We start from the raw sequence: 14,751 nt of genomic DNA on the forward strand, positions 1-14,751 counted from the left end.
CGTAGCGCTTGCCTCTCCCTACTGTTTATAAATACAGTGCTTTTAAATATGAACGTGTTAACGCGTGAGAGATACTTTCACCATAATCTAACGATAGAAAAGAGGAATATAGAATGAAAAAATCTACATTACTTGCTTGTGCAGCGGCTCTTGTTATTTCTACAGGCGTTGTAGGTGCACAATCCGCTCCAACATATGACGATAACCTAATTTTACGTAACCCAGTATCTGCGCCTGCATTGGGCAATGTAGTATTGGTTCCAGTGGCTAGTCCACAAACAGTGTCTGCTGTTCATGACTATGTGAAAGCTTGGCAAAATGCGGAAATCAATATCGCAAAAGCTAAAGTGAAATACGATAACCATGAACGTATGACAAAAGCTGAAAAAATCTGGTTACATTCCTATGACAAACACAACTATGCTGACTACTTCCGTACACATTCCATCGGTCGTGTACATGGTCAAGAAGTGTTCTTGAACTGGAATGGTGAAAACCGTAATAAAAACGAATACGAATATTTCGAAATGCCTAAATACAATGAAAAAGATGGCTTCACTAATAGCTATGGTTACAATGTATTGCGTGGCATGGTAGATCGTATTAACGAAATCATCCAAAAACAAAAAGAAGTTGGCGGTCCTATGACTGACGACGAAGCAAAAGCATTAGAAGATTCTATTTTGGATGTAATGGCTAAAGACCAAGAAAACGTTTCTAACGAAGAACTTCGTCATTACATGAACGAAACAGTTTGGTTCGCAGCTAAACAAACAGTTAAAAACAAAGCAAGTGAAGAACCTACTGTTCAAGACGAACACACTGTAGACCTTCGCGAAGCGATTAATCGTCCAGCTAACCAAGAAACTAAAAAAGTAGACTTGCGTGCTGCGATTCAATAATAAGGTCGTTGTAAATTTTACATATAAATCATTAGATCACTAGTAGCTCGGCATAAACGATATACAATGAATTAGGAAATGATGTGTGACGCACAGTGTATATAATGAACAACTACATCAGGCCCTCATACGGCGATTGGTTGAGGGCCTGATGTACCCTGGACCCTGACTAGGGCACAAATCCTTATGCAAAACAACGCCATCCGAAAGGATGGCGTTGTTTTTTTGCGTTTATGTATTGTTGTCCTTACTTAAGGCTCAATAGCTGTACAAATATAAACAATTATAAAATAATAGACTGCTTATATTAACTACCTTTTTCTGTGCATTTATGAAGAAACGCTTTATTACTATGCTTTATCTTCATCTAATTTAGAAAGTTTATATATTTTAGATGAAGATAAACTTGTGTAAGATATACAAATATAATGTAAATATAAACTGATATGATCTGTTTTATACTCTTATATATATAATGTATTATATTATATATAATACAATTACAATATAAACCCTTATTATATGCTGATGTGGAGATATTTCCACATATCTAGAAAACTCGATTTATCTTGTTTAGAAATATAAAATTTATTTTAATTATTTTAGGAATTTCTATTTACAATTAGTTTATAAATTGTTATCATATTAATATCTTAATGAATAGTATGTGAACGTGTGTCATAAACAATTCATGAAACAAAAAATGTATATAAGGCATTTAGTGTTTTCTTTATAAGAGAGAAAGGGGTTCATAGTTTCTATGAATAAGGTTTTTAAAGTCGTTTATAGCAAATCTAAAGGCTGCTACGTAGTAGTACCTGAAACTGCTAAAAATAATAACGGCAAGAAAAAAGTTTTGGCTAGCGTATTAGCTGGCTTGGCACTTGTTGGTGGTGCAGTAGCAGGTACTCCTGTAGATGCATATAACAGTGCAAATCCAAGAACTGCAGATAATGGCAGTATTAATACAGATGGTAGCCGAATCAATATCGCGGCTAATGCTAAACCTGCTAACAGTGTTGGTGTTAACTCTATCGTTGTAGGTTACCAAAATACAACTGATGACAACGATGGTACTACGGCTCTTGGTGCAAATAACCAAGCTTATGGTAATTCTGGTTTAGCTGTTGGTAATCAAAACGAATCTAGCGGCGGTGCTTCCACTGCTATTGGTGCTGGCAACAGAGCAGCCGGTGCGGCAACGGTAGCTATTGGTAACGTAAGCAATGCCAATGCACAAAGTGCCATTGCAATCGGTTCCTATAACAACGTTGACTACACAAAAGGTACTTGGCAAACAGCACCTAAAAATGCCGGTGCATACTCTACAGTAGTTGGTAACTATTCTAGTGCAACTGGTAGAGAATCTGCTGCTATGGGTGTATATTCCAATTCTGCTGGTCCTGGATCTTTTGCCGCTGGTTACAAAGAAAATGCATTAGGTCAAAACTCCGTTGCGATTGGTTCTGAAAATACATCCCATGTAGCAGATACTATTACGATTGGTCAATCTAATAATGCTAAAACAATGGGTGGTATCTCCATCGGTAAAAATAACTTGACTGATTCTGCAGATGGTAATCGTGGTGATGTACGTAGAAATCATGAAAATTCTCAAATCGCTATCGGTCGTGATAACACAGCAACAGAATTAGATACGATTGCTATCGGTCGTGAAACTAAGGCAACTGGTTCTGGTGCTACTGTAATCGGTGCTCGTGCAGAGGCTATTGGTAACAATGCTATCGCTATCGGTCAAAGTGGTGAAGGTTCTCCTAAAGTAATTGCTAAAGGTGTAAACTCTATTGCTATCGGTATGCAATCTCAAACTGAAGGTGAATCTGGTGTAGCATTAGGTGCTGGTACTCGTGCAAATGGTCAATATGGCGTTGCAGTAGGTCATATTGCTAAAGCAAATGTGACTAGAGCAACAGCTCTAGGTGATGAAACGAATGCTAATATTGCAGAAGGTGTAGCTCTTGGTGCATCCTCTGTTACAACAACAGATAAAGGTGTAGTAGGTTACAACCCATCTGATTTACATACTCGTAAATATACTAACTTACAAGGTAATGTACAAACGGCTACTACAGCTGCTGTATCCATCGGTAATGGCAAAACATTGACTCGTCAATTGACTGGTCTTGCTGCAGGTACTGCAGACACTGACGCTGTTAACGTGGCTCAATTGAAAAACGTTGGCGTTGCTGTAACTGGTAACACTGGTTCTAGCGACTTCTTGACTGACGGCGGTAAATTAAATGTTCGTGGTGAAGGTCGTGTATCTGTAGCTGCTAGCGATGATGGTGCTAAGGATTCCAAATTAACTTTGAAATTTGATGACACTGGCATGGTGAAAGCTGGTAAAAACGTTAAGGTTGATGAAGTAACTGTAAACGGTAAAACTACTTACACAATCAACGCTGCTGATACAGCTGCTAAATATGACTTCTTAACAAATGCTACAGCTAACGGTGGTAAACTTGACGGTGAAGCAACACCTACAAAAGTTCAAAGCGGCACTACAGTTAACTACGCAGCTGGTAAGAACTTAACAGTTAAGCAAGATATTGAAACATCTCTTGGCCAACAAACATATACATATTCCTTGAATAAGGATCTTAAAGAAATTACATCCATCACTAACAATGGTGGTCCTACAATGCACTTTGGTGGTAACAACATCAGCATCACTGGCGGTAACCTAGATCTTGGTGATAATAACATCACTAACCTAAAATCTGGTGGCGATGTAGTCAACAACGCTGCTAACATTGGTGACGTAACTCGTATCTCCAAAGCTAATGATTTACACATAGCACCTACAGCAGGTACTAACAATAACGTAGCTGAGTACACTGTAGACGGTAATAAAAAGGTTACCTTAACTTACCAAGATGGTAATGGTAAAACTGTTAACGGCCCTAAAGCAGTTATCGACTTGAGCGGTTTGAAAACTGGCGACATGAGCTCTTTCAACGTGAAATCTACTGCTACAGAAGGTAAAGTGGCACAAGGTTCTGCTGGCGTTCAAGAAATCCGTGACGGCAAAACTGTGGAAATGCAAGCCGGCAAAAACATGACCATTAAACAAACTAATAATAATGGTAATGCAGCTGTTGAATTTGCATTGAATAAAGACATCGATTTGACTCCAGATGGGTCTATCAAAATCGGTGACACTAACATTACTGATAATGGTTTGACTATTAACGGTGGTCCATCCATTACTAAAACTGGCATCAATGCTGGTGGTTTGAACATTACTAATGTGAAAGCTGGCGTAAACGACAACGATGCAGTTAATGTTAGCCAATTGAAACAAGTTCGTGCTGATGAACGTCACATCAAACCTGGTGAATACGCAGTTGATAATAACGGCAAAGTAACAATGACTTACCTTGATGGTAACAACAAAGACGTTCCTAACGAAACAGCTGTTATTACAGGTATTGCCAAACAAGATCTTTCCAATATCAACAAGGGTGGCGAAACAGTCATCCAAAATCTTGCTAAAAAATCCATCGATATGGAAAATGGTAAGAATACAAAGGTTAGCAACCGTGAAATCAATGGCGTTAAAACTTTCAAAGTAGACGTTGAAGGTGATTTAACTGACATTACATCCATTACAAACAAAGCTGGCGATGGCAAAGTTGTATTTGGTGGCAACCAAACTGTAAACGTAGCTGGCGATCACAACATTAGCTTGAATGCTAAAGCTGGTGATATCACAGGTTTAACTAACGTAACTTTGGATGCTCCTGATTTCGCTAAAAAAGGTCGTGCTGCAACTGAAGAACAATTGAACATTGTTAATAACAAGTTCAATAACACAGTTGGTTTGACTGGTAACACAGGCGCTACTGAATTACAAAAATTGAACAAACAAGGCGGCTTGAGCTTTGGTGTAGTTGGTGCTAACAATGGTGAGTACATTAAAACAACTGCATCCGGTAGCAATGTAGTAGCTGACTTATCCGACAGCGCTAAAAATAAATTGAACAGCACTGTTGTAGTAGAAGGTAAAAATGCTGCGAAAGTAACAAGCAATGTAATTCAAAATGCAGATGGCAGCACAAAAACTGTATATACTGTAGATGTTAACAACGTAAAACCTACTGCAGCTTCTACTGAAAAAGTACAAGCTAAAGCAGATGTAGCTGGTTCTAGCGACAAAAACATCGCTAAAGTTGCACCTAAAGCTGGTGAAAACTTCGGTGATGCAGGCGCAACTTACGAAGTAAACGTATCCCGTAACGACGTAAAAGACGCAGCTCGTGAAGCAGTTACTGTAAACAATGCAAACAATAACAACAACCCTATCACTGTTACACCTGTACAAGATGAAGCAAATCATAACACTACATACCAAGTAACATTCGATGGTGACAAAGCGGCTAAACAAATTCCTTTGACTTATAAAGCGAATGGCACTAATGAACAAAAGGTTACATTGGATAAAGGTTTGAACTTCACAAACGGTAGAAACACAACAGCTTCCGTAGATGCTGAAGGCGTTGTTAAATACGATGTGAATAAAGACTTAGTTAATATCAATTCCATTTCCAACACTACAAATGGTCCAAAAATGGAATTCGGCCCTAACTCCATAAATATCACTAATGGCCCTATCAACATGGGTGATCAAAACATCACTAACCTTAAATCTGGTGGCGATGTAGTGAATAACGCTGCTAACATTGGCGACGTAACTCGTATTTCTAAAGCTAATGACTTGCACATTGCTCCAACATCTTCTGACCGTCAAGGTGAAACTACTACATCTTACGCTTACGATGCAGCAAGCAAATCCGTAACATTGAAATACAACGATGGTAATGGTGCTAACCAAGCTGGTACAGTAGCAAAAATCGACTTGTCCGGTTTGGCTGATCAAATCAAAGATGGTTACTCCTTCTCCACTGACGCTAAAGGCAATGTCGTTGGTAACCACGCTGTTACACCTGTAGCAAACGGTAAAACTGTTTCTTATGCAGCAGGTAAAAACTTAACTGTTGCTCAAAATATTGATAATGCAACTGGTGAACATACTTACACATATGCATTGTCTAATGATGTTGATTTAACACCAAATGGTTCCTTGAAAATTGGTGACACTATTCTTAATAATGGTGGCTTAACAATTACAGGTGGTCCATCCGTTACTAAAACTGGTATCAACGCTGGTAACTTGAACATTACTAATGTGAAAGCTGGCGTAAATGATACTGATGCAGTTAACGTAAAACAATTGAAAGATGCTCGTACAGTAGTAACTTCCAACGATAACTCCGTAACAGTTAACAAAACTGAAAACGGCAACCAAGTTACTTATGACTTACATGTAGCTCCAGGTGCGGCACAATCCGTATGGAATGTGAAATCCACTGGTAATACAACTGCTGATTCCGAAGCAACTGCTAAAACTATCACTGATGGTAAAACAGTTGAAATGGCAGCAGGTAAAAACTTGACTGTTAAACAAACTAGCAACAACGATGGCGCTAAAGTTGAATTCGGTTTAGCTGGTGACTTGACTAACATCAAGACTATTAAAAACGAAGGTCCTGCTACTTTCACAATCGGCGGCAACGAATTCAAATTCGATGGCGGCAATGTGAACATGGGCGACAACAACATCACTAACCTTAAATCTGGTGGCGATGTGATCAATAACGCAGCTAACATTGGCGACGTTAACCGTATCTCCAAAGCTAACGACATTCATATCAAAGACAAAACATACACAGTGAACGCTGATAAAACAGTTACATTGGAATATGTTGATGGAAATGATAATGCAGTGAACAAAACAGCTAAGATCGACTTGAGCAACTTGCCAACAGGCGATAAAGCTGCTGTTGAAAGCGTAGTTAAAAAATCTGCTGCTGCAGGTGACACTAACATCGCTGACATCACTGTAGCTGACGGTAAACAAACTGGTGATGCGAATGCTAAATACGAAGTAAATGTTTCCCGTAATGCTGTTAAAGATGCAGCTCGTGAAGCAGTGACTGTAAACAATGCAAACAACAGCAACAACCCAATCACTGTTACACCTGTTCAAGATGAAACAAACCATAACACAACTTACCAAGTAACATTCGATGGCGATAAAGCTGCTAAACAAATTCCTTTGACATACAAAGCGAATGGCTCTAACGACCAAAAAGTTACATTGGATAAAGGTTTGAACTTCACTAATGGTTCCAACACAACAGCTTCCGTAGCTGCTGATGGCGTAGTTAAATACGATCTTAACAACAACGTAAACTTGACTCCATCTGGTTCCTTAACTATTGGTGATACTGTTGTTAATAACGGTGGCTTAACTATCTCTGGTGGTCCATCTGTTCTTAAAACTGGTATCAACGCTGGTAACTTGAATATCACTAACGTAAAAGCTGGTGTAAATGATACTGATGCAGTTAACGTTAAACAGTTGAAAGATTCTCGTACAGTAGTAACTTCCAACGATAATTCCGTAACAGTTAACAAAACTGAAAACGGTAACCAAGTTACTTACGACTTGCATGTAGCTCCAGGTGCTGCACAATCCACATGGAATGTGAAATCCACTGGTAATACAACTGCTGATTCCGAAACTACTGCAAAAACTATCACTGATGGTAAAACAGTTGAAATGGCGGCAGGCAAAAACTTGACTGTAAAACAAACTAGCAACAACGATGGTGCTAAAGTTGAATTCGACTTGGCTAACGATATCAAGATTGGTAACGATGGCAAAGATGGTAAAGACGGCGTTGATGGTAAAATCGGCGTAAATGGTAAAGATGGTTCTTCCGTTGTGATCAACGGTAAAGACGGCTCCATCGGCCTCAATGGTAAAGACGGTAAAGATGGTCTTACTATGAAAGGCGAAAAAGGTGCTGACGGTGTAACTCGTATCGTTTACGAAGATAAAACTAACAACAAACATGAAGTAGCTACATTAGATGATGGTTTACGCTTCGACGCTAACTCCGGTGGCGAAAAGAAAAATAAACTTGGCTCTAAAGTAACTGTAAAAGGTACTGGCGCTAAAGCTGATTCCGAATATGATTCCTCTAACATCAAAACTAGCATCACTCAAGGTGCTGATGGTAACAGCGAAATCAACATCGGTTTGGCTAAAGATTTGAACAACATCAACACAATTAAGAATGGTGGTAATGCTACTTTCACAATTGGCGGTAACGAATTTAAATTCGATGGCGGCAACGTGAACATGGGTGGCAACAACATCACTAACCTTAAATCTGGTGGCGATGTAATCGATAACGCAGCTAACATTGGCGACGTAACTCGTATTTCTAAAGCTAACGATTTACACATTGCACCTACTACAACTAATCGTGCAGGTGAAACTACCACATCTTACTCTTATGATGCAGCAGATAAATCCGTTACATTGAAATACAACGATGGCAATGGTACTAACCAAGCTGGTACAGTAGCAAAAATCGATTTGTCCGGTTTGGCAGATCAAATCAAAGATGGTTACTCCTTCTCCACAGATGCGAAAGGCAATGTAGTTGGTAACCACGCTGTAACAGCAGTAGGCAACGGTAAAACTGTATCCTACGCAGCAGGCGATAATTTGACAATTACTCAAAATATCGATAATGCAACTGGTGAACAAACTTATACATATGCATTGTCTAATGACATCAAAGTTGGTAACGACGGTAAAGATGGCAAAGACGGTGTTGATGGTAAAATCGGCGTAAACGGTAAAGATGGTTCCGCTGTTGTAATCAATGGTAAAGATGGTTCCATCGGTCTCAATGGTAAAGACGGCAAAGACGGTCTTACTATTAAAGGCGCTAACGGTCAAGACGGCGTTGACGGTAAAAACGGCAAAGACGGCATGACTCGTATCGTATACGAAGACAAAAACAACAATAAACACGAAGTGGCAACTACTGACGACGGCATGAAATATGCTGGCGATGATGGCCAAACTGATTCTACTAAAGTTATCGCTAAGAAATTGAACCAAACATTGGATATCACTGGTGGTGCAGATAAGTCTAAATTGACTGATGGTAACATCGGCGTGAACAACGTAGATGGCAAGTTGAAAGTTCAATTGTCCAAAGAAGTTGACTTAACTCCATCCGGTTCCTTAACAATTGGCGATACTAAGATCACTGACGGTGGTTTAGTAATCAACAATGGTCCATCCATTACTAAAGGTGGCATCAATGCTGGTGACTTGAACATCACTAACGTGAAAGCTGGCGTAAATGACACTGATGCAGTCAACGTAAAACAATTGAAATCCGCTAAGACAGAAGTTAAAGCTGGTGACAACGTAACAGTTGATAAAACAATTGGTGCTGATGGTCAAAACATTTACACAGTAAATGCAAAAGCAACTAACCTTGGCGATGCTGAACTTAACTACACAGCTAACAACGGTACTAAACAAAAAGTTAAATTGTCCGAAGGCTTGAACTTCGTTGACGGTAACTACACTAAAGCTTCCGTTGATGCAAACGGTGTTGTTAAATACGACGTAACACTTGGTAAAGTGAAAGACGGCGTTGACGGCAAACCAGGCGTGGATGGTGATAATGGTATCGCAACAGTTAAAACTGTAGTAGATACAATCAACAACTCCGGTTGGAAAGGTGACGTTACTGGTAACACAGTAGGCGATCACAGTGCAACAATCGTAAAACCTGGCACAACTGTAAACTTCGGTGCAGGTAAAAACTTAACTGTTGAACAAATCGTTGATAAAGTAACTGGTAACCATACTTACAACTATGCATTGTCCGACGATATCAAAGTTGGTAATGATGGTAAAGACGGTAAACCAGGTGTTGACGGTAAGATCGGTGTAAACGGTAAAGATGGTTCTGCTGTTGTAATCAACGGTAAAGACGGATCTATCGGCTTGAATGGTAAAGACGGTAAAGATGGTCTTACTTTCAAAGGTGCTAACGGTCAAGACGGCGTAGACGGTAAAAACGGTACAAACGGTATGACTCGTATCGTTTACGAAGATAGCAACAACAATAAACACGAAGTTGCTACTACTGATGACGGCTTGAAATTCACTGGTAACAACGAAAGCGTTGTAAACAAAAATAAACTTAACTCCACAGTTAAAGTTAAAGGTGAAGGCGTTACTGAAGAGCAAGAAAAAACATTTGAATCTGCTGCAGGTAACATCGCTGTAACTGCTGATGGTAACGATACTTTGAACATTCGCTTGAATAAAAACATCAAAGGTATCGACTCTATCCAAACTAAGGAAATCCACTTAGGTACACCTGATAATTACACAACAATTAAGAAAGATGGAGACCGCATTAAATACGGCGACAAAACATTCGCTAACACTGATGATATCTGGACAATCCAAGCTAATGGCACAGATGTTCCAGCTAACGGCGGTAAAGTAAATGTTAAAGGTGCTGACGGTATCACAGTATCCAAATCTGCTAATGGCGAAATGACAATTAGCGGTGCTGGCCTTGGTACAATGAACAGCTTCAACGTTAAATCCTCTGGTAATACTACTGCTGATTCTGAAACAGCAGCTAAGAAAATTACTGATGGTAAAACTGTTGAGTTCTCCGGCGGTAAAAACCTCACTGTAAAACAAACTAGCGACGAAAACGGTGCTAAAGTAGAATATGCATTGAACAACAATGTAGACCTTACTAATAAAGGTTCCGTAACAATTGGCGATACTAAGATCACTGATGGTGGCTTAGTAATTAACAATGGCCCATCCGTAACTAAAGACGGTATCAATGCTGGTAATAAACAAATTACTAACGTTGAAGACGGTGTAAACGATACTGATGCAGTTAACGTACGTCAATTGAAAGAAGCTAAAACTAACCTTGTGGACGGTCAAAACACTAAAGTGACTGGCGACGGTTCTAAAGCTAACCCTTACAAAGTTAATGTTGAAGGCGATTTGAACAAAATCACTTCCATCACTAACAAAGAAGGGGATGGCAAATTAGAATTCAAAGGTGACCAAGTTGTTAACGTAGCTGGCGACAACACAATCAAGCTTGATGGTAAAACTGGTGACATCACTGGCTTAACTAACAAAACTCTTGATTCCGCTGACTTCGCAACTAAAGGTCGTGCAGCAACTGAAGAACAATTGAAACTCGTTCAACAAGAAGCAGCTAAAAAATCTACTGAAAAAGTACAAGCTAAAGCTGATGCTAATAACATCGCTAAAGTAGCTCCTAAAGCTGGCGATACATTCGGTGCAGCTGGTGCAACATACGAAGTATCTGTAGATAAAAACGACGTTAAAGACGCAGCTCGTGAAGCAGTTACTGTAACAGGTGACAACAAAGCAATCACTGTAGACGTTCAACCAAATGCTACTAACCATACAACTAACTACCAAGTTAACTTCAATGGTAAGGAAGCAGCTAAACAAATTCCATTGACTTACAAAGAAAATGGTGGCAATGCTAGAACAGTAATGTTATCTGACGGTTTAGACTTCTCTAACGGCGTAAATACTACTGCTCACACTGATGCGAACGGTAAAGTATCCTTCGACGTGAAAGGTGACCTCACTAACATCACTTCCATCTCTAACAACTCCAATGGTCCGAAAGTATCCTTCGGTGGAGATACTGTAAACATCACTGGTGGCAACCTCAACATGGGCGGTAACAAAATCACTAATGTTCAACGTGGCACTAATGATACAGATGCAGTAAACGTTAAACAATTGAAAGATTCTCGTACTACATTGACATCTGATGATCATTCCGTAGTATTGAAAAAATCTGAAACTGCTGATGGCGGTTTGAACTATGACCTTTCTGTAAAAGGCGCAGTTGACCCTCGTGTAGATCAATTGAACGAAGAAATCGGTCGTGTAGGTGCTCAAGGTGCAGCATTGTCCGCATTGAAACCTATGCAATACGATCCATTGGAACCAACTCAAATCATGGCTGGTTATGGTAACTACCGTGGTAACTCCGCGATTGCAGTGGGCGTAGCTCATTACAAAAACGAATCCACAATGTTCCATGGTGGCTTGTCTTGGGCTGGCGGCTCTAGCCACATGATGGCAAACGCTGGTGTAACTTGGAAAGTTGGCAACAGAGATGCTGAAGCAGCTGTAGCAGATCGCTACCGTAAAGGCCCTATCAGCTCTGCATATGCAGTTCAAACTGAAATGGCTGCAATGAAAGCTCAAAATGCCGGATTAAAAGGTGAAGTATCCGACTTGAAATATGAAAACGAACAAATTAAAGCTCAAAACGCTGGTCTACAAAGTGAAGTAGAAGTATTGAAAGCTCAAATGGCTGCAATGATGGCGAAAATGGGTATGTAATTAGTTACACTTTCAAATAAACTAGGTGTCAAAACCCACTTAGTAAATGGATACAACTGGTAAGGGCTCCTTCGGGGGCCCTCGTCCAGCACATTAATTCGACTATGGAAAGAGGAATAGATATGAAAAAATCTACAATGCTTGCTTTCACAGCAGCAGTTTTATTGAGCGCAGCATCCTTTACTGGTCATGCAGCTAGCGCTCCAACATATGATGACAACTTGATCTTGCCTAACCCTGCATCTGCGCCTGGTTTGAGCAATGTTGTGTTGGTACCTGTGGCTAGCCCACAAGTAGTACAATCTCTTCATGATTACGTGAAAGCATGGGAAAATGCTGAACAAAAAATCGCTTTAGCAGAAGCTAAACGCGACAAGCATGAACAATTGACTAAAGCTGATAAAAAATGGTTACATTCCAAAGATAAACATAACTATGCTGATTACTTCCGTACACATTCTTTAGGTCGTGTACATGGCTTTGAAACAGCTTTAAATTGGAACGGTGAAAACCGCAACAAAAATGAATACGAATACTTTGAAATGCCTAAATACAATGAAAAAGATGGCTTTGTAAATAGCTATGGATTTAATGTATTGCGCGGCATGGTAGATCGTGTTAACGAAGTTGTACAAAAACAAAAACAAGTAGGCGGTCCTATGACTGACGACGAAGCACAAGCATTAGAAGATGCAATCTTGGATATCCTTGCACAAGAGCAAGAACATGTATCTAACGAAGAACTTCGTCACTACATGAACGAAACAATTTGGTTCGCTGCTAAAGAAACAGTTAAAAATAAAGCCAGTGAAGAACCAACTGCTGCTGATGAGCACGTAGTAGACCTTCGCAAAGCTATCAACGAACCAATGGGTAGCAATGACTACAACAAAGTTGATTTGCGCAGTGCGATTCAACAATAAATGATATCTATAGTAATGTAGGTGTTGTAGCCTTTTCTTCTCTCGTTAAAAGGCTTAGTTGATCTCTAATACATACTGATGATATATGATGTATCCCTTACATACACATATATCTAAAATGACACATTGGCCCTTATATTGAGTTTATGAGGGCCCTATACCCTGGACCCCCGACTAGGGAACACAAATCCTTATTAAACAACGCCATCCGATTGGATGGCGTTGTTTTTATATCTATATAGTTGTTAATTGGCTTATAGGACAAAAAGTGTGTGTAAAAACCCTTATAACACTAGATATTTACTAGTGTTATAAGGGTTTAATCTTTTTCTGGAGAAGTTTGAGGGTGGACAAAAAGTGTGGGTGAAAACATCAATTAACCCTTGTAATTGCTAACTAAAATGAGGTTATATCTTCCTATATATAAACAAATATGGAGGAAGAGTTTATGCGACAAATAAAATGTCCTGATTGTAATGAAAAATGTATTAAACATGGTATTTTAAAATCTGGTTCTCAGCGTTGGTTTTGCAAACATTGTAAGGGGGCATTTACCGTTAAAATTAATAATTTAAGTAGAGAGTTAAACCTATTCTTGAATTGGTTATTCAGTACCGATATTCAAGCTGATATGCCTGGTAAAGGTCGTACATTTAGGCGTAAAACCGCTAAATTTTGGTCCATATGGCCATTGCCACCAATAGTGGAAGAAGTACATGATGTGGTATATCTTGATGGAATTTACTTATCTAGGAATTTATGTGTGTTGATTTGTTGCAATGATACTCATGTTCTAGGCTGGTATGTCTGCCGTTATGAGCATGCTAGAGCTTGGCAGTGCTTAATGGAACGGATTGTTGAACCTAAAGTCGTTGTGTCTGATGGTGCTAATGGTTTACCTAAAGCATTACGAAAAGTTTGGCCTCATAGTAGCCACCAAAGATGCCTATTTCATATTTTTTGTCAGGTTAGACGATATACGACAAGTAGACCTAAAACGTTAGCTGGGAAGGACCTTTATAGTCTTGCCAAAGCTTTATTTAATGTGAAAACAATGGATCAAGCCTTTATATGGATTAATGAGCTTTCAGCGTGGCGCATGACATATTCTGATTTTTTACGAGAAATGACGATTGATGAATTTGGAAACAAACGCTCTACACATGAGCGTTTGCTTAAAGCTGAATCATCATTATGGCGCCTGATTAGGCAACAAACTTTATTTACATTTTTGGAATGCATTGATATTACAGTACCTACAACAAATAATCGTATTGAAGGTGGAGTAAATGCTCAACTAAGAAGTATGTTACGGGCTCATAGGGGCCTTTCACTTGAAAGAAGACTAAAAGCGGTCTATTGGTGGTGCTATATGCACTCACCAAGACCGCTTTCTATTTCAGATATATTAAATTGTATGCCTACAGATGAATCGATTGCTGCTATCTACAAACGGTTATCTGATTATTGCCAAATAGATCGTTCAATCCCTCAATGGGGTGATGCTCCTGTTTGGAATGAGCTACATATGTCTACAGATTTTCCAACTTATTGGGATTAGTCACACACACTTTTTGTCCTATAACCC

General features: G+C 39.3%; 4 protein-coding genes. All 4 read left to right on the top strand.

Translation table 11 applies throughout. The features are described 5' to 3' along the window. Window positions 1-113: 113 nt before the first annotated feature. The 4 genes from VCHSUH03_RS09480 (at window position 114) to VCHSUH03_RS09495 (ending at window position 14,724) form a co-directional block, all read left to right on the top strand. Window positions 114-902 carry a hypothetical protein gene (locus tag VCHSUH03_RS09480; protein WP_105094846.1) on the top strand — a complete coding sequence of 263 codons (789 nt, stop codon included), beginning with the start codon at window positions 114-116 and terminating at the stop codon, window positions 900-902. Window positions 903-1,662: 760 nt separating this feature from the next. Further along, window positions 1,663-12,240, top strand: coding sequence for an ESPR-type extended signal peptide-containing protein (locus tag VCHSUH03_RS09485; RefSeq protein WP_105094847.1), 10,578 nt, complete (start codon window positions 1,663-1,665; stop codon window positions 12,238-12,240). 122 nt (window positions 12,241-12,362) lie between these two features. Then, window positions 12,363-13,163, top strand: coding sequence for a hypothetical protein (locus tag VCHSUH03_RS09490; RefSeq protein WP_105094848.1), 801 nt, complete (start codon window positions 12,363-12,365; stop codon window positions 13,161-13,163). 448 nt (window positions 13,164-13,611) lie between these two features. Then, on the top strand, window positions 13,612-14,724 hold the full coding sequence (locus VCHSUH03_RS09495) for an IS1249 family transposase (protein ID WP_105094542.1): 1,113 nt from the start codon (window positions 13,612-13,614) through the stop codon (window positions 14,722-14,724). The last annotated feature ends 27 nt before the right edge of the window (window positions 14,725-14,751 follow it).

Source organism: Veillonella infantium, from assembly GCF_002959895.1.
GTDB classification, from domain to species: domain Bacteria; phylum Bacillota; class Negativicutes; order Veillonellales; family Veillonellaceae; genus Veillonella; species Veillonella infantium.